This is a genomic window from Eionea flava (assembly GCF_055393785.1).
On record NZ_AP036018.1, the window covers coordinates 1,162,788 to 1,181,810 of the forward strand.

Genomic DNA, 19,023 nt, shown 5'->3' on the forward strand with positions numbered 1-19,023 from the left:
GTGTGGCTTTTTTGTCTGCGCGGTGAGGCATTGAAAGCCTCACCATGTTCATTGTCAGGTTTAACCCACAATTCTTACCGGTTGTGCTTGAGGCTCAACGGTTAGCTCTTCTTTAGGAGGAGCAAATTCTGTTAAGTTAATACCCTCAACTGAGGCTTTATATTCCTCTAAGGTTGGGAAACGACCCAAAATAGTCGCTAATACAACCAGTGGTGTAGAGCCTAGCAGTGACTCGCCTTTTTTCTCTGTTGAGTCGCCAACGACACGGCCTTGGAAGAGGCGAGTCGATGTAGCAATAACAGTATCACCGGGCTCGGCTTTTTCTTGGTTACCCATACATAGGTTACAGCCAGGGCGCTCAAGATAGAGGATGTTGTCGTACTTAGTACGTGCTTCACCTTTCGGGTTGTTATCATCAAATTCAAAGCCTGCGTATTTAGCCAGAATATCCCAATCACCTTCGGCTTTTAGTTCGTCGACGATGTTATACGTTGGTGGTGCAACAACCAATGGTGCTTTAAATTCGATGTTATTGTGTTGAGCTTCGAGATTACGGAACATTTGCGCAATGATTTGCATATCGCCTTTATGAACCATACATGAGCCGACAAAACCTAAATCAACGGATTTATCTTTGTAGTAAGACACGGGGCGAATAACATCATGTGTGTAGCGTTTGGATACATCATCGTTATTTACATCAGGGTCGGCGATCATGGGTTCAATCACTTCATCTAGATCAACGACGACTTCCGCATAGTATTGTGCATTATTGTCGGGCGCTAATGCGGGTTGCTCGCCAGATCGAATACCGGCAATACGTTTGTCGGCTAATTCCATAAGACAATTAAGTGTTTTGGCCTCATTATCCATACCTTTGTCGATCATCGTTTGGATACGACTTTTCGCTAACTCAATGGATTGAATCAAGGTGTCATCTTCAGAAATACAGATTGACGCTTTTGCCTTCATTTCGGCTGTCCAATCAGTAAATGTAAAGGCTTGGTCAGCGAGTAGTGTACCGATATGTACTTCGATTATGCGACTTTGGAAAACGTTTTCGCCGCCAAATTGTTTAAGCATTTGTGCTTGCGTGGCATGTACCACATCACGAAAATCCATATGACTTTGCATATTGCCTTTAAAGGTCACTTTAACGGATTCGGGGATAGGCATGCTTGTCTCACCTGTCGCCAAAGCAAGCGCAACGGTGCCTGAGTCTGCACCAAAGGCAACACCTTTTGACATACGGGTGTGAGAGTCGCCACCAATAATAATGGCTCTGTCATCGATAGTAATATCATTCAAAACTTTGTGAATCACATCGGTCATTGAATGGTAAACACCCTTTGGATCACGCGCGGTAATCAAACCAAACTTATTCATAAAGCGCATGAGTTTAGGGATATTAGTTTGTGCTTTTGAATCCCAGACCGATGCCGTATGGCAGCCCGACTGGTAAGCGCCGTCTACGATCGGCGATATCAGTGTTGCGGCCATTGCTTCTAATTCTTGTGAGGTCATCAAGCCCGTGGTGTCTTGCGAACCCACAATATTAACTTTAACTCGAACATCTGAGCCTGAGTGAAGCGCTTTCTTACTGCTAATACCGATAGCGTTTCTATTAAAGATTTTTTCAACGGCGGTTAGCCCTTGATTGTCATGGGAGATTTCTTTTGATGGAGCAAAAACAAGCAGTGGTTCAATACCGAGTATTTCTGCCGCAATGTTTTGAAGTTTTTTACCGAAAACAATCGCATAAGAGCCGCCGGCTTTCATAAATTCTATTTTTTGTGGTGTAAAGGCAGCCGAAATGTCGGCAACGACTTCGCCCTCTTTGTAGAGTTTCTTTTCTTCGGTATTGATGGTGAAAACCGTTCCTGTGTCTACAGAATAGGCTTCTTCAAGTATTGGTTCACCGCTGTCGTCTAGTAGGGTATTGCCGTCGCTGTCTTTCTTTTTTACCCAGTTTTTAAGGTCAAGGCCAATGCCGCCGGTTACGTCTACAGTGGTCAAGAAAATGGGTGATATGCCGTTTGTGCCCGCCACAACGGGTGCAATATTAACGAACGGGACATAGGGGCTGGCTTGCTTACCTGCCCATAACGCGACATTGTTGACACCCGACATACGAGAAGACCCCACGCCCATGGTGCCTTTTTCGGCAACTAGCATTACCTTTTTGTCAGGATGCTGTTCTTTCATGGCCTGAATTTCTTGCTGAGCTTCAGGGCTAATCATGCATTTACCATGTAGCTCTCGGTCTGCACGAGAATGCGCTTGGTGACCCGGCGAGAGCAAGTCGGTAGAAATGTCACCAATTCCGGCAACATAAGTAATCACTTGAATCTCTTCGTCTATCTCGGGCAGCTTAGTAAAGAACTCTGCTTTTGAGTAACTGTCTAATATTTCTTTCGCGATGGCATTACCGGATTGGTAAGCAGCGCTAAGGCGACTGGTATCGGCTTCATATAAGAATACTTGCGTCTTTAAAACGTCGGCTGCGGGTTTAGCCACAGCTTCGTGATCAGATAACGCTAAATCGAGCAGTACTTCGACAGAAGGGCCGCCTTTCATGTGCGATAACAACTCAAGAGCAAATTCGGTGGTGATTTCTTCGACAATGGCTTCGCCGAGAATAATCTCTTTTAAGAATTTAGCCTTAACGCCCGCCGCACCGGTTGTTCCGGGCAGGGTGTTATAGATAAAAAACTGAAGGGAGTCTTTACGGTATTGATTTCCACTATCTCTAATTTGATCAATGATTTCCGTTAATAAGTCAGCGTCATCAATAGGCTTAGGGTGTAACCCTTCGGTTTTTCGTGTTGCGATTTCGTCTAGGTACTGAGTGTATAAGCTCATAGATAACTCCTAGTTATTGTTGTTATTGATAAAGTGGTTGAGAGGTTTTGCTAGGCTAGCCATTGGCTTATTATCTAGCTTACGATGTGTTGCTTGTTGAATAGGCTCTTCAACATGTGCGTGATAGGTGTCTAGCACGATAATATCCTCTGTTAATGTGGACTACCGATTTCTGCATTAATGAGCCTCTCTATAAAGACAAAAGCTATAAGGCAAGCATGTTATTGCGAAAGGTCGCAAACAACTAAGAAAATCTATTTAGGCAGTATAAAAATATAGTGTAGACCAGCGTAAATAGCCAGCTACTGCCATTTCTAGGGCATTTTACAGTAAATGTTATAGTCATATAATCATTAAGGTTAATAGCCACTATATAAATATTTGATAAACTCTCCATTTTTCAATCACATGGGTTATAGTGTGGCGATGAATATTGAAAATTTTGATTTAAACCTATTGGTTTGTTTTGATGCATTAATGCGAGAAAGAAATGTTTCTCGTGCTGCTGAGCAACTTAATATTAGCCAGCCAGCAATGAGTAATAGCTTAAAACGTCTACGGGGCTTGCTGGACGATCCTTTACTGGTAAGAACCACACGAGGGATGGAGCCCACGGAAAGGGCACTTGAGCTTGAACCATTGATTCGTAAATCACTCAGCTTTGCAGAAGCGGCCTTATCACCTATTGATCAATTTGATCCAAAAACGAGTGAGCGAGTTTTCCGTATACAAGTGAGTGATTATGTTGAGGGCACTTTGATTGCGTCGTTGGTACAACACCTTCAAGAACACGCTCCACAGGTAACCTTAGATGTAATGACATTGAGTGACGCGAGCTTTCAAGATTTAGAAAAGGGAAAAGTGGATCTAGCCATTAATCGCTTCGACGATATTCCCCAGTCATTTTACAAACGCTTAGTCTGGGCCGATGGCTTCTCTTGTGTTGTGAATGCACAACACCCCATTATTAAAGACAATACGCTTAAAGAATACCTAGCTTCTGATCATATTTGGGTGAGTAAAACGGGTATTGGTGTAGCCACGGGCATGTCACAAGAAAATAGCCATAAACGTGGCTGGATTGATGATGCGTTGACAGAATTAAACTGCGAACGAAAAATACGCGTATTTACACGTCATTATCAAATTGTTCCGCTGTTGGTTAATCGAACAAACTTAATTGCAACACTACCCACACGTGCCGCGCGCTCTTATGGCTCGTTTAGTGATTTGGTGATTATTGATCCACCTTTCACGATCCAGCCTATAGAAATTAATATGGTGTGGAGCCCCTTGTTGCATCACAGCAGCGCGCACCAATGGATTAGGCGAACCTTGGTTGAGCTCGCAAAAAACGATACCTCTTACGTATAGTGAGCTCTAAAGCTTCGAACAAAATAACCTGCTTTCTGTTTTGTGAATGTAATTTAGCTCAGAATGTATAGATTATAGTAAATAAGCCCCGCGATGGCTGATAAGAAAATTATTGAGTACTTATGAATCAACGAGTGAAAACTCCGTGTATTGGCGTTTGTTCTACGGGAATAGGCGATACTGTCTGTCGTGGTTGTAAACGTTTTGCTCACGAAGTGATTGACTGGAATGGCTATGATGAAGCTCAACGTCAGCTTGTGATTAATCGTTTAGAGGCATTTTTGACCACGGTCGTGAATAATAAAATTGATATAATTGATGAAGAAAAATTACTGTATCAAATGCGCTATCAACAATTAACGGTTGATGATCAACAATCTGCCGCACGTCGTGTTTATGAATTACTGCGCGCAGGTGCAGCACAAATCCAAGACCCTAATGCCTATGGCTTTTGCTTAAAACCTGAATGGCAGCGTTTTTCGTTGGAAGATATTAAGCAATTTTTAGATCAGGATTTTTTCACGTTATCTTCTGCGCATTATGAGCGTTACATTGGTGTTAATCGTTAATCAGAGGCTCCTATAGCAAAATGCTGTTTTATGATGCTTTAACAGCAATTGCGTCGCTTAGAGGTGTGGCCAATGCCTGGATTAAAACTATTCGTAGGGTCTAGTTTTTTATAAAAGGCTTTTAAGTCATTTTCTGCTTCATATAGGTGTCCTACATTATGTTCAGCAGGATATTTAGCGCCTCTACTATCCAATTCTTGCAAAATTTTCTTTTTCAGAGCCCTAACGTCGACACCTTTTTTAACAATATAATCTTGGTGAAATACATGGCAAAGAAAATGTCCATAATAAAGTGTGTGAATGAGCTGTTTTTTAATAGATTCGGGTAACACTTCTCGCCAATTTTTTTCGTTTCTCGGCAAAGCAATGTCTAAAGCCAGAATATCTTCAACATGTTTATCATGTACGGTTTGATAGCGTACGGCCGCTCCTGCTGCGGCGAAGCGATGTAATAATGCTTTGTTAGCTTCGTTCTGATTACAAATAATGTAATTATTTTCTGTATTATCGTTGGCAAAAGAAGACGCATAATAAAAATAGTTGAGAGTTTCCTCGATGGCGGAGTCACTCACTTTTAAAATTAAATGATGCTCAAATCGATCTCTAAAATTAAGGAGCCGCTTGGGTAGCGGATTTTTAAAGCAGCGGCTCAGACTTTGCAAACATTTATCCGGTAAATTTTTTGGTATAAGCGGTAGTCGATCTAGCAGGGCAGTTATTTTACCTTTGTAGGCAAATAATTTAGGTAAGTGCTTGGTACCTAGCTTATCAATCATGATGGTAGTGTCTTTACCGTAAGTCTCGGCAATATCAAATGTATCTCGATGCATATATTCCGCGACGTCAGGCAGGTGGGTAAATTTTTGTAGAATATCGTGGCGTAATTTTGTGAGATCATCAGGATTATTGGTACCGATATAAAAGATTTTTTCCCGTTTTGGTATTGCAAAAGTATCAAGACGAACCGCAAAAATAGCGACTTTACCTGCGCACCCACTAGCACCGTATAAGCGTCGTTTGTCCGCATTGTATCTAGCCGGTGTTGGGGCATTGATATCGCGTATGCGTTGATCGTATTCCTTGTCAGAAGCTAATTGATTGGGCATAGGAGCATCATGTGTTGGGAAATTGTTATTTTCTAGATTGGTTAATATTTCTATGGGTGTGTTGCCAAGATCAATACCGAGTTCGTTGACGAGTTTAAGCTCTCCTTTAGCGGTGACCTGAGCATAGAGTGAAAGCTCGGTATAGGCTGGGCCTCGCTTGACCAGCGCGCCCCCTGAATTATTAGCAATGCCACCGGTAATCGAAGCTCCAATACATGAAGAGCCAATGACCGAGTGGGGCGCTCGACCGTAAGGGCGTAATGTTTCTTCGAGCTGATGTAGTGTTGCCCCGGGTAGGCTAATCACTTGCTCGGCATTGTTGAGCAGTATTAAGCCGCTTAGCCGGGTGGTATTGATAATGATTATGTCTCGATCATAGTCGTTGCCGCTAGGTGTTGACCCCTCCGTGAGACCGGTATTTGCAGCTTGCATAATCATAATCGTATTAGCGTCTACACAGCATTGGATGATTTGCCATTGCTGAATCAGTGTTTGTGGGAATACAACGGCAAGTGCGTTACCTGATCCAGAGCGAAACCCTGTGCGGTAATGTTCGGTTGCTGCTTCTGTTTGGGCAATATTTTTCTTTCCCACAATACGGCTTAATGCGTTAATGAGTGAGCAGTTGTTCATAGCAATACCTATATTCTGTGATACTAAATTCATGTGCCATTAATGGTTGTATTTATGTTATATTTTTAAACTGGTCATACCAAAAAATAATAGCTGTTATCCCATTGAAGCGAGAAACCATACTTGAGTCAATTGTTTCGAATTGTTTTATTAAGTAATTGAAATTATTGTTATTTTTTATTTGTTGTCGGTGGTTTTTAAGTTTTTAAAAGTTAATTTTTTAAATTGATAATATTGGTATTACCAATTTATACCGCTATTTTTGATTATGGAAATACTTAATTAATGACAAAAAATGCCGATAAACTTTACGATTACTATGTGCATGAAATAGCCGAAGGGATGCTACGTGTTGATACTCGACTACCATCAGAGCGACAGCTTTGTCAGCGCTTTTCACTATCGCGTACCTCGGTAAGAGAGGCCTTGCAACGCTTAAATGCAAAGGGGTTCATTACTACTAAGCCCGGAGGTGGGCACTTTGTATCGGCCGCCTTTCGTGAGAATACGGTAGATCCATTACTTGAGTTATTAAGTTGTTCTACAGAGTCTCGGTTTGATTTACTTGAATTTCGACACACAATAGAGGGAGATTGCGCCTATTACGCTGCGCTAAGAGCCAATGCGCTTGATCATCAGGTGCTTAAAACAACCTTCGACCGTATGCGTATTGCCTATGATATACAGGATTTAAAACAGCTATCCGATGCAGATGCCGACTTTCATCTTGCGATAGCGGAAGCCAGCCATAATATTATCTATCTTCATTTAATGCAGAGCTTGTTTGATATTGTGCGTAGCAATGTCTTTGTGAACGTGTCCGATATTCTGTCTCGGGAGCCAAGGCGCGATATTCTTATGCGCCAGCATAGTGAAATATATGATGCGATTGTCAATGCTCAGCCAACAACGGCGAGAGAGGCGGCACAACGACATATTCGTTATGTTGAAGAGGTGTTGTCGGACATCAATAAAGAAAAAGATCGTTTAGAACGTTCAGAGCGGCGATATGCTGGTCAACTATTTCAGCAAGATATTCAGCCATAATTCAGTTAAATCAGTTAAAATGACGGTTATGAATTTCTGAAATAGAGAGCTGATGGATAATAAAAATCCCAACTTTCACCTCACCAAACCGTGTAATTTTATAGAGCAGCAATGACCACAACTGATATTTCCCATATTAACGCATTTTTATATTGTGAAACCCCGCAAGCATGGCTTGATGATGCGATTAACCATATTCCATTGTTATTGATTGATCATGCTAATTGTGAGAAAAAAGCAGCAGGAACCGCAATGAACCTGATGTATCGCTACGTTGAGAACTACGAACTACTGAATAAAATGTCACGTCTGGCGCGAGAAGAATTACGACATTTTGAGCAAGTAATCGCAATAATGAAAAAGCGAGGTATTGAATATCCACATATTGAAGCTGCGCAATATGCAGGAAAATTGCGTAAACCCATTCGTACTAGCGAACCTTATCGGTTAGTCGATACTTTAATTGTGGGGGCTATTATTGAAGCGCGCTCATGCGAGCGCTTTGCGAAGATTGCTCCGTTACTTGATGAGGAATTACAAGAATTTTATCGATCGTTACTTAAATCAGAATCTAGACATTATCAAGATTATCTTAAGTTGGCGCAGAAAGCGGCAGGAGAAAATATTGATGAACGAATTGATGTCTTCTTGACGTTAGAAAAAAAGATTATTTTAAGTGAAAGCGAAGAGTTTCGTTTTCATAGTGGTCCGCTTAAAAAGGTCGCAGAAGTATTGGTCGAGTAATAGCTTGCTTGTCCACATATTAATACTGCTAATGATTTTTATTGCGAGAAATAACCATAAACTAATTGTCTCGCTAAAATAATAAGAGAGTGATATGAATAAAAAAGACAATGTTCACCGTATGAAAAATAATAAACCGTTACTTATTATCATTAGTTTATTAACTTTTTTAGTTTTAGCAAGTATTGGAGCGCGAGTATACCTTGCCAAGAAAGAGGGTAACCAGACTGCAAATATCGAGGCTTTAGCGTCGCTCGATTTTTTCTTATTTCAGTCGCCTAGAAAATTGTCGCCCGTTACTTTGAACAATATGAAAGGTGAAGAGAAAATTTTTTCTCAGCATTTGTCGGGTTGGCGCCTTGTGAATTTTGGTTATATGTTTTGCCCAGATATTTGTCCGATTAATTTGTCGCTTTTAAGTGATGTTAAAACAACCTGGGATGTGAAATTTTCATCTAAGCCATTAGATGTATTACATATTACCTTTGACCCTGAAAGGGATAAGCCAGATTTACTCAACAAATATTTAACCTATATGCATCCTGACTTTTATGGTTTAACCAGTGATGTGAATAACATTAAAGCAATTACGCAACAGCTCAATGTTGTGTTTATTTTTGAGCAGCCAGATGATAATGGCAATTACTTTATTACGCATAGTGACTCTATGGCGTTAATTAATCCACAAGGGGAATATGTGGGCCTATTCAAAGGCCCTTACAATAAAGAGAATATGCTGCAAGCGTTAGAAATGGTTATTTATTCTGGTTAATTGAACGGAGAAGTATGACAGAAACTCTTAGCAAGTAGAGTCATATAACTTATATCTAAGGGCGGTCAAAATCTGCGTTGATTTTTTAATGGTGTTTGTGAGTGTTGTTTTCTTTATGCTCGCCATGCCCGTGATGAGACGGCTTCTTTGCAATGGCTGTAATGGTTTTTTCGCTCTTATCACTAAATATAAGGGTTAATTCTATTTCGTCGCTTTCGGTAATGGCTTGATCAAGGTTCATGATCATAATGTGGTAGCCACCAGGCGTGAATTTAACCGTTTCCTCCGCGGGAAGTTCGATACCGTTAGCCACTTTTTGCATTTTCATTAAGCCATTGCTCATCGTGTGTTCGTGAATCTCAATACGATCAGAAATGTCACCTTTAACGGCCACTAAACGGATATTTTTTTCGCTACGATTATGAATCGTAAAATAAGCAGCCGTAACGGGCATGCCGGAAAAAACAGGGTTAACTCTAACATGGTTAATGTGAAGCAGTGAGTCAGTATTAATGTCCTCTTGGTTATTTGTATGTTCGGCATGGCTATGATCATGTGCATACGTGTTGATCGAAAAAAATAATAGCGAAGCAGTCGCCATGCCGGTTAGTATTTGAAATATTGCTTGACGAAAATTTGCCCCTGAAGTGTTTAGTGCTGTAAATATTTGCGTTAATACTCGGGTTAAAAGAGTCATTTAAAAAGGTCTCATGAAAATTAAGGGTGTTAGTCAGTACTATAGTAATGTTTTGCTAGGTAGCTTGGCAACAGGGTGTGAGTAGAAATAATAAATGGTACTTATTAGTAGGTCTTTAACATTACATGCTTAAAAAACTTAACATTATCCTGTTTTTTTTGGTGATAGGTTTATCGCTGATAATTACTCTGATAGTAAGGCAGCAGTATATTGTGCCAGCGGTTGAAAATAGTACTTTTTTTGAGGCATCAGAAAAATTAGAAACTCTATTTTTATCAAACAATACACACTTGCTGACTAGCCAGCGTGATTCTAGTAATGCGTTTGATAGAGAAATTAATACATTGGATAAAGAAGAGGCTGCTATTAAAGTGGTTTATTTTTGGCAAGATGATTGTCCTTGCGACCAGTTTACACAGCCCCATTTTGCACTGCTAGCTAATGAATATCGACAAGTGGTTTTTTACTTAGCTTCAATTAATGGTGAGGTGAGAGCAAGTCAATGGCCGTCAGTGAAGATTTTTCCAACAGCCTGGGTTGATATTGTCAGATCGGATATACAGGCGACACCTGCCGTGGGGATTTGGGATGCTAGTGGTCAATTGGTCTATTTTGGTCCGCATAGTCTAGGTTATATTTGTAATAATGATACGAGCTTCGTCAAAAAAATTATTGATGCATTACTCAATCAGCAGTCGGTTAGTGCCTCAAGCGTATTGGGTGACGGTTGTTTTTGTCGAGTGAACCATAATTAGTGATCGTCGTGCTCGGTATAACCATCATCGGTTTCATGATAGTGCGATCCCTTTTTAATACCGATGGCATTAATGATATAGCTGTCGCCATGAGCAAAAGTTAATGTGAGAGGAATTTTATCTCCTTTAGTAATCCGCTTTGTTAGCCCATGCAACTGAATGTTGTACTCTTCATCAGAGAAATTAACCGCTTTTTGTGGCGCGATAGTTAAGGGGGTGTTGTCTGGGTGGAAAACTTGAGCTTTATCCGCAATATCAGTGCTAACACTCACTAAAGTAATTGGCGTGTATTGACTATAATTGATGATTTGCATGTAGACGGTTGATGCATTTAATGCCGTTGTATTAACTCGCGGTTCTGCTACACCAATGGTAATAGTGTTATCAGTCTTGCTCTCTGTGTCTTGAGCGATCACTGAGCCAGTGAAAAAAATAACAGTAAAAATCGCTAAGCAGTGCCATATATTCAAGCGTAGATATTTTGGAAAAAAGGTCATTAATTGCGCGCTCACTATGTTCATCAAAAAACGCATCATACGCTATTTGAATAGCAAAGTAATTGCTACATGAAGGGCTCTTGGAGTAAATTATGCCGGTGAAAACCGGAATTGGGTAAACGTTTATCTTATAGAAATACCGGATCAAATCCGGTATGACGAGGGGCGCAAATGAGAGGTTCCTTAACCAAGCTCATGAGTAATCAAGCTTGGCACTGTATAACGAGACTATTTTGCAGAGAGTTGATTCTTCATCATAAGTTCAGCCGGTGTGATAGTTATTCGTTCTATCGGTGGATGTAATAAAATCTCTATGCGTCGATTTTTTCGTTGGCTATCATAGTCCGTATCTAATGCAATAGGGCGTGTATGTGCAAAGCCTACGGCTTGGAATTGTTTGGCTGGTAAGCCTCGCTCCATTAAGTGGCGAATAGCAAACGATGCTCTTGCTGCAGACAGCTCCCAGTTGGTTGGATATTTTTTTGCCAGTGTAGAAACAATCGGGCGGTGATCGGTATGTCCCTCAATACTAATTAGGTGGTTGGGAAATTCAGCCAAGGTATTGGCGACTAACCCGAGCGTTTGCTTGCCTCTTTCGTTAAGAGATGCAGAGCCCGATGAAAATAAAATGGTATCTTCTAGACGAATAATGGTGGTGCCATCTTTGAACTGTTTAATTAACCGGCTTTTTTCAGAACTGAGTTCAGCATTGGTTTTATCCAGCGAGGCTAATTGTTTTGTTAATTCACTGAGCGCGTTTTGTTCTCGCTTGAGTCGCTCTTCCAGTGTTTCGATGGTTGCACTAAATTCGGCAATACGCGCTAGTTCTATATCAAGTTGCTGTTTGGTCGACTCATATTTTTGAGTGGCAATGGCCGAGAACTCATTAAGTTGTGCAATTTGCTTCTCGTACTCTACTTCTTTTACATGCAATTTTGCTTCTAGCTCTTCTCGTATCGTCGCTAAGGCTTCTTCTGATTGAGTTTTATCTTGCTCTGTGGCTGTTAGCTGCTTTTTGATACTGTCGATTTCTTTCTTTAGGTCATCCTGTGCGGCTAATTTCTCTTTGTCAGCATTGGCTAATTGTTCTTTAAGTGTTTCCATTTCTCCATTTAAGCGTTTTGTTGAGGCTATGCGTTCACTTTGTAACACATCCAGTTTTTGCTTTGCCACACTTAATTCTTGGTTGAGGCTTTGTAAGATAGCTTCTTTTTCTGTTTCTTTTTGGTCGAGTAGAGCCTTTACATTATCGACTTCGCTTTTTAGTTGACTGCGTTGATTATCAACACTGTAAAATTCTGATTTTTGATCCTCTAGATCCGATTCAGTTGAGCGCAACTCTCGTTGTACATTGCGCAATTTGCGCTTTGTACCGTTAAGCTCTTGTGTTAGAGCAGAGGCTGACTCAGATTTCTCATATAAAAAGTATCCGGCCACACATAGCCCTATAGCCATAATGATTGAAAGAGCAACGCTGACGGAGCCGGCTTGTTTGTGGCAAGCACGTTCTAAAGCCATTGGCGAGGCCGTACATGGGGCTTTTTGCTTTAATAATAAGGTTCGATTTTTCATCTTACAGCACCTGATACTTAACTGACTTAGTTTAAGTCTAGCAAAGCTTATTCATTTTGCTGCATGTGTAGGCTATTTTTTATACAGATTGTTTTGAGGGCTTAACAACTGCGCTTCAGGTAACGTAACTTCTTGATAAGTATGAGAAATAGGGCAGTTAAAACCCAAGTGATAGGCTTGTAATTGCAGGTCTGGTGTTGCTGTTATGGATTCTTTGTCTAAGGTGCTGTTATCTGCAAACTGTGGGTTATATAGACGATCTCCGAGAATGGGGCAGCCTGCCTGAGAGAGGTGTTTTCTGATTTGATGTTTTCGTCCCGTGTGCAGAGTAATATCCAGTAGGCTGACATCTTGTTGTGAATTATATTCAATAAGTTGGACATCTGTATGTGCAATTTTACCCTCAATAGATGTGTTCAAGGTGATGCAATGGCTAGTGACTTTATTCTTAATTTGTTCTTTTAACTGCTCTGGAAATTTTCCAGCAACCAGTGCGCGATAACGTTTATGCGTGTGTCGTTTCTCAAATTGCTCACATAGTTGAGCTGCCACTTTTTTAGTGTGAGCAATTAGCATAATACCTGCCGTGGCACGATCTAGGCGATGTACTAAATAACAGTGGCGCTGAGGTTGTTGATGTTGTTCGATCCAGCGAGTTATCGAGCAATGATCACCCCATTTAGAACCATGAGAAAACATGCCACTAGGTTTATACCACAGGCTATAGTCTTGCTGATCATCAATTAACTTTGGCGTCGGCGGCGTTTGTTCAAGTACGGCGGCATTAAAATATAAAAATAATTTGTCGCCGCAAGCAAGGCGAGTTTTAGCTCGCCTTATTGGGCGGATTGACGATGTACTGGTGCCATGACGCTGTAACCATACCGCTCCCTTTTTCATACATTCTTTGAGTTTACTCTTTGAAAGTTCACAAGCAGCAGATAGGCAATCAATACTGGTGGTATCGTTTTGCGCTATGGTGGTTTCGATGATGAGCGGCGGTGTGGTCATTAAATATTGCTCTTGTGGAGATCAGATGGATCAGCGGTGTAGGCTTTATTAATTTCTGTCATAATGGGGGCCTGTTATTGATGCCCGTTTGTGCTGTTAAATGCATCACCTATGATTCACTTTATTTACTCAGAGTTAGCTGTTATGCCTGAAATATTCCCGCCGCTTAGGAAGCCGAATAACCCCAACTTTTCTTCTGGCCCTTGCAGTAAGCGCCCACATTATGATGTAAACCAATTGGATGTGTCTACGCTGGGACGCTCTCACCGTGCGACTATTGGTAAAGTCGCACTGGGCAAAGCCTGTAGTGAAACAGCAGAATTACTGGGTTTACCAGAAGGTTACCGCGTAGGTATTGTCCCTGCATCAGATACGGGTGCTGTGGAAATGGCGATGTGGTCGCTACTCGGTGCTCGTGGTGTCGATGTATTGGCGTGGGAATCGTTTGGTGCAGGCTGGCTTACCGATATTAAACAGCAACTTAAACTAGATAATGTCCGCCATTTGTCAGCCGAATATGGTGAGCTTCCTGATTTGTCCAGCGTAAATTTTGCCAACGATGTTGTGTTTACATGGAATGGTACTACCTCTGGTGTAAAAGTGCCGAACGGTGACTGGATTGCCGATGACCGTGAAGGGTTGACGATTTGCGATGCGACATCGGCTATTTTTGCTATGGATATGCCATGGGAAAAGCTCGATGTGATCACCTATTCATGGCAGAAAGTCTTAGGTGGTGAAGGTGCGCATGGGATGCTAATTCTTAGCCCTCGTGCGGTCGAGCGTTTAGAAAATTACACACCGGCTTGGCCATTACCCAAAATTTTTCGTCTTACTAAAGCAGGCAAGTTGCTCGAAGGTGTTTTTCGCGGTGAAACCATCAATACGCCATCGATGCTTTGTGTTGCGGATTATTTAGATGCTCTTAAGTGGGTAAGAGAGTGTGGAGGGTTGTCTGCAGTCATTGCTAAGTCTCAAGCTAATTTTCAGGTTGTTAACGAATTTGTCGATCATCATGAGTGGATTGATTTCCTCGCAAAAGACTCTGCGTTACGTTCGAATACCAGTGTATGCTTAACCTTAGCCGCTACTCAAGAGCAAGTGAAGGCGATGGTGGCTTTGCTTGATGAGGCCTCTGTGGCTTACGACATAGGCTCATATCGCGACGCGCCATCGGGTTTGCGTATATGGTGTGGGGCAACGGTTGAAGAACAAGATTTACGTGACCTTATGCCATGGTTATCTTGGGCTTATACCCGTGTTGTTAAGAGCTAATTACCGAGCTATCTGATGAGCCAACCAGCGTCCTCTTATAAATTTGTTGTTTATATCCCTGTTGATTATACGGATACCGTTAAGTCAGCAATGTTTGCAGCTGGCGCTGGTAGGCAGGGTAATTATGACCAGTGCTGCTGGCAAGTACTGGGTAAAGGCCAGTTTCGTCCGCTTGAGGGCAGCGAGCCATTTATTGGTCAGGCAAGCAAGGCGGCAAATTGTGTTGAGTTTGTTGATGAGTACCGCGTCGAAATGTTATGTGACGCGCCGTATGTTAGCGCTGTTAAATGTGCGATAAAAGAGAGTCATCCATACGAAGAACCAGCATATGATGTGATCTTATGTGTATAGCGTATGAGTTAAGCGGGTGCGCCTAACACATACCGTCACCCTCTATTTACGTACTCTCTTTAGACTCTCTGTTTAGTTCTTCGTTGCTGGAAAGAGCGTTTCTTTGTGCAGGGGAAAGTCACTTTGTTTTTTATCCTCAAAGAAACGTCGAAGTGTTTTTTCAACGACTTTAAAAGCTAAATTATCCCAAGGAATTTCCGACTCCTTAAATAGTGCTACCTCTAGCGACTCAGACGATGATTTAAATAGTGTATCTTGTAATTCTGCTTTGTAGATAAAATAGACTTGGTTGATATGTGGCAGATCATAAAGCCCATATAAGTGATCTATCGTTAAATTTGCGTAGGCTTCCTCCCAAGATTCTCGTAATGCACCTTGCTCGGTGGTTTCCCCATTTTCCATAAAGCCTGCGGGAATCGTCCATAATCCATAGCGCGGTTCAATGGCGCGCTTGCACAACAGTACGCTATCGCCATAGATAGGTAGGCAACCAGTAATGATACGAGGGTTTTGGTAATGAATGGTTGCACAAGCGGGGCTTTGACAAACAAAGCGTTCGCGATTGTCACCTGAAGGAATAGATAAAGTGACACGTTCGCCACAGGTACTACAGAAATTCATACTATATACTCATTGTAAGTGAGTGCATAGTATAGGTATTTAAGGTGTTAGCGAGAAGGAAATGCGAGTACATCCGCCATTTTATGTTGTTGTGGTGCGGCATCTTCGTTTAGGCTGCGGAGCGGATCGTTAAAGCCAGACATTTGGTTTAACCAGCCTCTCAGTTCAGCAAAAGATTCATGCATCATTTGGCTGATTTTCATGCACGACCCCATGGGCGAACTGGCATGTAATTGGCGGTGTGAGTCAATCTGAAATTGCAGGCCACGCAGGCGTTGCTGAAACTCTTCAGGTGCATTATTAATGAGCTTTTCGACGTGTTGCTGTCGTATATTCTCGAGTGCTTCTGGATCTTGTTTTGCAAGTGTAACAAGTTCATCAAAATGAGGTAAATCTGACATATGCCTACTTCTCCTTGCGCCCACTATTGTTTGAGGTCCCCACCTCAACAACAACGATAGCTAACGCTACTTATGGTCATGCACATCTTGTCATGCTTACTGGTAGGTATTCCTACGCTTAATAAATGATGTGCTTTATGGTCTTTGTTTTTTTACAACAACGCTATACTACAAAAAAAACTTTGCTATGTAGAGTCGATTTTCTAGAACAAATAGTTATTAATGACTGTTTGTTTTTTAAACTAACTAGCTGTTTTTTGCTCAAAAAGGGTGTTTTCAGTGAAAATATCGCCGAATGAATACTAAATCAGGTATTTGGAACGTAAAATCGTTTATAACTAAAATAAGCGATGGCTTATCAATGGAGATCATTTTTGAATAATGATATAGAAAAACAATTACGCTCTACCTTGATAGCTGTTGAGGACTTAGAAGATATTCAACATCACTCGAGCAAGCCATTCGGTGCTGTTAGCTCTATGCGTGAACAAGCATCGGTTTTAGTGCCTTTACTGAAAAAAGCCGATGATTATCACCTGCTATTGACTCTCCGTGCAGCAAATATGCGCCATCACGCCGGTGAAGTGGCTTTTCCGGGTGGTATGTGGGAAGTGGGAGACCGTCATCTTGTTGATACGGCTTTGCGTGAGTGCGAGGAAGAAATAGCCATTCCTTCTGCCGATATTCATGTTATTGGAGCGCTTGATACTATGCCAACGCGACGTTTGACGAATGTAAGACCCGTGGTGGGCATTTTAGATAACATAGATAGTGTTGTAGCAAGTCCAGAAGAAATAGCCGAGGTGTTTACTGTGCCGCTGGATTTTTTTAAGCAAGATAAGCGTCTGAGAACGGATATTTTTCCGCATCAAACTGATAAGACGGTTCGCTGGGTTCCAGCCTTTCAATACCGAGGTTTTGAAATTTGGGGCTTTACTGCTGCAGTTATTGTGCAGCTACTGCGACGTAGCTTTGATATACGCTTTAGTAGGGAGCATGGCGCACCTGAAAAAATATGGTAAAAGCTTGGGCGCTTTAAGACAGCGCTGCTTGGCTGATTTATAATGGAGCATATTATAAGTCGATATAACTAGGGTGTAGTAGAGCTATGAGTCGTAATGTTGTGAGTAGTGATTTATCCAAATCTTCAAATACTAAGCTGAAAGCGCAAATTCAAGAGTCGCCGCAAGAACAGCCGGTTAAATCCCCTTGTATCTCTGTTTGTGCTTTGGATAGTGAAGGCATGTGCACCGGTTGTTTTCGTACCGGTGATGAAATTAGGTTATGGGGTGGATATACCAACACACAACGTAGAGATGTGCTTGATTTGGCACATGAGCGTGAAAAAAAGGTTAACCCTTTTTTGTAATGATCAGCAAGGTGTTACTATATTTGGTCGGTGGCAACGGACGCTAAGCCAGTTATTCTTCGTTGTTTTCTGCAGACAATTGGGCGATACGCTTGACCCTAGCATTCTCAATCATGGTGTGAGAAATACTCTTTGTTTCAAACCGGTAACCTGACAGCATAAAGCTAATATGTCCTTTAGGAATAGTTTCTAAATACTCCATCATTAACCCATTCAGCGTTTTAGGTCCATTGGTGGGTAAGTTCCAATTAAGGGACTTATTAATTTCCCTGATAGAAGCGCTGCCTTCAATAACATGCCAGCCGCTATCCAATGCTTGAATATCAGGCTGCTCGATTTCTGCTACGTTCGTGGTGAAGTCGCCTACAATTTCTTCCAGTAAGTCTTCAATGGTGACTAGGCCTTGCAAATCACCATATTCATCGACAATAAGCGCCAGGCTGTGTTTTTCCTTCTGAAAATTGAGTAGTTGAGTATGCAGTGGGGTGCTCTCAGGAACAAAGTAAGGCTTATGCATTAAACGTCTAATGTTACTTTCTATGTCGTGGGCCCCGTCTAACACAAAGCGTGTTGTATAACGCAGGTGAAAGATACCTACTACGTTATTGATATCACCTTCGTAAACAGGAATGCGGGTGTAGTCGAGATTTTTTAGTTGTTTTAGTAATTTTGTGGGGCTGTCTTCTAGATTAATACCTATGATCTCATTTCTGGGGATCATAATATCTTCGACAGAAGCTGTTTCTAAATCTAAAATATTGAGCAACATACTTTGATGTTGGTCTGGGATAAGGTCGCCAGCTTCATGTAGTACTGTTCTTAATTCATCAGGGTGCAAGTGCTGGGTGATAGGGGAGGAGGTGGTATTAATGCCAAATACTTTTGCTAGCGCATTGGACATGTGATTAACCAGCCATACCGCGGGATAGAGCAAGACCAACAAAGGTTTAAGGATCAGTGTAAAAGGGAAGGCAACCTTCTCAGGGTGTAATGCAGCAATCGTTTTGGGCGTTACTTCTGCAAATATCAAAACCGCTAGTGTTAGTAATATGCTGCCTGTCCATACCGCTTCTTCGCCGTACATGCGCAGGGCAATCAGCGTGGTTAGCGCGGCGGCAAAGTTATTGACAAGATTGTTACCAATCAAGATCATCCCGATCAAACGATCAGGGCGTCTCAGTAGAGAGGCTGCACGTATGGCGCCTTTATGTTTCTTTTTTTCTAAATGCCGAAGACGATATCGATTGAGCGACATCATAGATGTTTCGGAGCTAGAGAAGAAACCAGAAAGTAAGATGAGTATGCCTAGAAATGTGAATAGCAGACCCAAGGAGATGTCGTTCAAGGAGTGATTAGCCTCTATATAT

General features: G+C 41.6%; 20 protein-coding genes. 10 read left to right on the plus strand and 10 right to left on the minus strand.

Features of this window, described 5'->3' with window-relative positions; translation table 11 throughout:
* Positions 1-60: 60 nt before the first annotated feature.
* Together ACZ5O6_RS05405 and ACZ5O6_RS05410 are read right to left on the minus strand one after the other, a co-directional pair.
* Positions 61-2,862 carry a bifunctional aconitate hydratase 2/2-methylisocitrate dehydratase gene (locus tag ACZ5O6_RS05405; protein WP_447090805.1) on the minus strand — a complete coding sequence of 934 codons (2,802 nt, stop codon included), beginning with the start codon at positions 2,860-2,862 and terminating at the stop codon, positions 61-63.
* Between the two features lie 9 nt (positions 2,863-2,871).
* Positions 2,872-3,000, minus strand: coding sequence for a hypothetical protein (locus tag ACZ5O6_RS05410; RefSeq protein WP_447090806.1), 129 nt, complete (start codon positions 2,998-3,000; stop codon positions 2,872-2,874).
* Positions 3,001-3,288: 288 nt separating this feature from the next.
* Here ACZ5O6_RS05410 and ACZ5O6_RS05415 point away from each other — a divergent pair, with 288 nt between their 5' ends.
* The gene (locus ACZ5O6_RS05415; protein ID WP_447090807.1) at positions 3,289-4,236 is read left to right on the plus strand and encodes a LysR family transcriptional regulator; all 948 of its coding nucleotides are present in this window, start codon (positions 3,289-3,291) and stop codon (positions 4,234-4,236) included.
* Between the two features lie 122 nt (positions 4,237-4,358).
* Positions 4,359-4,805 (plus strand): DUF1289 domain-containing protein, encoded by a 447-nt coding sequence (locus ACZ5O6_RS05420; RefSeq protein ID WP_447090808.1) that lies wholly within the window; start codon positions 4,359-4,361, stop codon positions 4,803-4,805.
* Between the two features lie 38 nt (positions 4,806-4,843).
* Here the strand turns inward: ACZ5O6_RS05420 and dld are convergent, their stop codons facing one another.
* Positions 4,844-6,544 (minus strand): D-lactate dehydrogenase, encoded by a 1,701-nt coding sequence (dld, locus tag ACZ5O6_RS05425; RefSeq protein WP_447090809.1) that lies wholly within the window; start codon positions 6,542-6,544, stop codon positions 4,844-4,846.
* Between the two features lie 285 nt (positions 6,545-6,829).
* Here dld and ACZ5O6_RS05430 point away from each other — a divergent pair, with 285 nt between their 5' ends.
* From ACZ5O6_RS05430 to ACZ5O6_RS05440, 3 genes are all read left to right on the plus strand, one after another.
* On the plus strand, positions 6,830-7,591 hold the full coding sequence (locus tag ACZ5O6_RS05430; RefSeq protein WP_447090810.1) for an FCD domain-containing protein: 762 nt from the start codon (positions 6,830-6,832) through the stop codon (positions 7,589-7,591).
* Between the two features lie 111 nt (positions 7,592-7,702).
* Positions 7,703-8,335: a MiaE family protein gene (locus ACZ5O6_RS05435; protein WP_447090811.1), complete on the plus strand. Its 633-nt coding sequence runs from the start codon at positions 7,703-7,705 to the stop codon at positions 8,333-8,335.
* A 94-nt stretch (positions 8,336-8,429) separates the two neighbouring features.
* Positions 8,430-9,107, plus strand: coding sequence for an SCO family protein (locus ACZ5O6_RS05440; protein WP_447090812.1), 678 nt, complete (start codon positions 8,430-8,432; stop codon positions 9,105-9,107).
* An 85-nt stretch (positions 9,108-9,192) separates the two neighbouring features.
* Here the strand turns inward: ACZ5O6_RS05440 and ACZ5O6_RS05445 are convergent, their stop codons facing one another.
* Positions 9,193-9,804: a copper chaperone PCu(A)C gene (locus ACZ5O6_RS05445; RefSeq protein ID WP_447090813.1), complete on the minus strand. Its 612-nt coding sequence runs from the start codon at positions 9,802-9,804 to the stop codon at positions 9,193-9,195.
* A 125-nt stretch (positions 9,805-9,929) separates the two neighbouring features.
* On the opposite strand from ACZ5O6_RS05445, the gene ACZ5O6_RS05450 reads away from it, so the two are divergent.
* Entirely contained in the window at positions 9,930-10,559 is a 630-nt protein-coding gene (locus tag ACZ5O6_RS05450; protein ID WP_447090814.1) for a DUF6436 domain-containing protein, read from the plus strand.
* Here ACZ5O6_RS05450 and ACZ5O6_RS05455 read toward each other — a convergent pair.
* The 3 genes from ACZ5O6_RS05455 to ACZ5O6_RS05465 all read right to left on the minus strand — a co-directional run bounded on the left by ACZ5O6_RS05455 (position 10,556) and on the right by ACZ5O6_RS05465 (position 13,639).
* Positions 10,556-11,056: a copper chaperone PCu(A)C gene (locus ACZ5O6_RS05455; RefSeq protein ID WP_447090815.1), complete on the minus strand. Its 501-nt coding sequence runs from the start codon at positions 11,054-11,056 to the stop codon at positions 10,556-10,558. The two genes, ACZ5O6_RS05450 and ACZ5O6_RS05455, sit on opposite strands and share 4 nt — an antisense overlap.
* Positions 11,057-11,284: 228 nt before the next feature.
* Positions 11,285-12,628, minus strand: coding sequence for an OmpA family protein (locus ACZ5O6_RS05460; RefSeq protein ID WP_447090816.1), 1,344 nt, complete (start codon positions 12,626-12,628; stop codon positions 11,285-11,287).
* A gap of 72 nt (positions 12,629-12,700) precedes the next feature.
* Positions 12,701-13,639, minus strand: a complete 939-nt coding sequence (locus tag ACZ5O6_RS05465) for a pseudouridine synthase family protein (RefSeq protein WP_447090817.1) — start codon at positions 13,637-13,639, stop codon at positions 12,701-12,703.
* A 144-nt stretch (positions 13,640-13,783) separates the two neighbouring features.
* On the opposite strand from ACZ5O6_RS05465, the gene ACZ5O6_RS05470 reads away from it, so the two are divergent.
* Together ACZ5O6_RS05470 and ACZ5O6_RS05475 are read left to right on the plus strand one after the other, a co-directional pair.
* Positions 13,784-14,914: a phosphoserine transaminase gene (locus tag ACZ5O6_RS05470; RefSeq protein WP_447090818.1), complete on the plus strand. Its 1,131-nt coding sequence runs from the start codon at positions 13,784-13,786 to the stop codon at positions 14,912-14,914.
* A 15-nt stretch (positions 14,915-14,929) separates the two neighbouring features.
* On the plus strand, positions 14,930-15,265 hold the full coding sequence (locus ACZ5O6_RS05475) for a YqfO family protein (RefSeq protein WP_447090819.1): 336 nt from the start codon (positions 14,930-14,932) through the stop codon (positions 15,263-15,265).
* A gap of 72 nt (positions 15,266-15,337) precedes the next feature.
* On the opposite strand, the gene ACZ5O6_RS05480 is transcribed toward ACZ5O6_RS05475, so the two are convergent.
* Together ACZ5O6_RS05480 and ACZ5O6_RS05485 are read right to left on the minus strand one after the other, a co-directional pair.
* Positions 15,338-15,886: an NUDIX hydrolase gene (locus ACZ5O6_RS05480; protein WP_447090820.1), complete on the minus strand. Its 549-nt coding sequence runs from the start codon at positions 15,884-15,886 to the stop codon at positions 15,338-15,340.
* Between the two features lie 47 nt (positions 15,887-15,933).
* On the minus strand, positions 15,934-16,287 hold the full coding sequence (locus ACZ5O6_RS05485) for a DUF3135 domain-containing protein (protein WP_447090821.1): 354 nt from the start codon (positions 16,285-16,287) through the stop codon (positions 15,934-15,936).
* A gap of 374 nt (positions 16,288-16,661) precedes the next feature.
* On the opposite strand from ACZ5O6_RS05485, the gene ACZ5O6_RS05490 reads away from it, so the two are divergent.
* Complete coding sequence (locus tag ACZ5O6_RS05490) at positions 16,662-17,309, plus strand: NUDIX hydrolase (RefSeq protein WP_447090822.1); 648 nt, start codon at positions 16,662-16,664, stop codon at positions 17,307-17,309.
* An 86-nt stretch (positions 17,310-17,395) separates the two neighbouring features.
* Positions 17,396-17,656: a DUF1289 domain-containing protein gene (locus ACZ5O6_RS05495; RefSeq protein ID WP_447090823.1), complete on the plus strand. Its 261-nt coding sequence runs from the start codon at positions 17,396-17,398 to the stop codon at positions 17,654-17,656.
* Between the two features lie 52 nt (positions 17,657-17,708).
* Here the strand turns inward: ACZ5O6_RS05495 and ACZ5O6_RS05500 are convergent, their stop codons facing one another.
* Positions 17,709-19,001 (minus strand): HlyC/CorC family transporter, encoded by a 1,293-nt coding sequence (locus ACZ5O6_RS05500; protein ID WP_447090824.1) that lies wholly within the window; start codon positions 18,999-19,001, stop codon positions 17,709-17,711.
* Between the last annotated feature and the right edge of the window lie 22 nt (positions 19,002-19,023).

Coding starts and splice junctions, on each gene's coding strand:
- ACZ5O6_RS05405 (WP_447090805.1), bottom strand. CDS start 2,862: ATGAGCTTATACACTCAGTACCTAGACGAAATCGCAACACGAAAAACC.
- ACZ5O6_RS05415 (WP_447090807.1), top strand. CDS start 3,289: ATGAATATTGAAAATTTTGATTTAAACCTATTGGTTTGTTTTGATGCA.
- ACZ5O6_RS05420 (WP_447090808.1), top strand. CDS start 4,359: ATGAATCAACGAGTGAAAACTCCGTGTATTGGCGTTTGTTCTACGGGA.
- dld (WP_447090809.1), bottom strand. CDS start 6,544: ATGAACAACTGCTCACTCATTAACGCATTAAGCCGTATTGTGGGAAAG.
- ACZ5O6_RS05430 (WP_447090810.1), top strand. CDS start 6,830: ATGACAAAAAATGCCGATAAACTTTACGATTACTATGTGCATGAAATA.
- ACZ5O6_RS05435 (WP_447090811.1), top strand. CDS start 7,703: ATGACCACAACTGATATTTCCCATATTAACGCATTTTTATATTGTGAA.
- ACZ5O6_RS05440 (WP_447090812.1), top strand. CDS start 8,430: ATGAATAAAAAAGACAATGTTCACCGTATGAAAAATAATAAACCGTTA.
- ACZ5O6_RS05445 (WP_447090813.1), bottom strand. CDS start 9,804: ATGACTCTTTTAACCCGAGTATTAACGCAAATATTTACAGCACTAAAC.
- ACZ5O6_RS05450 (WP_447090814.1), top strand. CDS start 9,930: ATGCTTAAAAAACTTAACATTATCCTGTTTTTTTTGGTGATAGGTTTA.
- ACZ5O6_RS05455 (WP_447090815.1), bottom strand. CDS start 11,056: ATGACCTTTTTTCCAAAATATCTACGCTTGAATATATGGCACTGCTTA.
- ACZ5O6_RS05460 (WP_447090816.1), bottom strand. CDS start 12,628: ATGAAAAATCGAACCTTATTATTAAAGCAAAAAGCCCCATGTACGGCC.
- ACZ5O6_RS05465 (WP_447090817.1), bottom strand. CDS start 13,639: ATGACCACACCGCCGCTCATCATCGAAACCACCATAGCGCAAAACGAT.
- ACZ5O6_RS05470 (WP_447090818.1), top strand. CDS start 13,784: ATGCCTGAAATATTCCCGCCGCTTAGGAAGCCGAATAACCCCAACTTT.
- ACZ5O6_RS05475 (WP_447090819.1), top strand. CDS start 14,930: ATGAGCCAACCAGCGTCCTCTTATAAATTTGTTGTTTATATCCCTGTT.
- ACZ5O6_RS05480 (WP_447090820.1), bottom strand. CDS start 15,886: ATGAATTTCTGTAGTACCTGTGGCGAACGTGTCACTTTATCTATTCCT.
- ACZ5O6_RS05485 (WP_447090821.1), bottom strand. CDS start 16,287: ATGTCAGATTTACCTCATTTTGATGAACTTGTTACACTTGCAAAACAA.
- ACZ5O6_RS05495 (WP_447090823.1), top strand. CDS start 17,396: ATGAGTCGTAATGTTGTGAGTAGTGATTTATCCAAATCTTCAAATACT.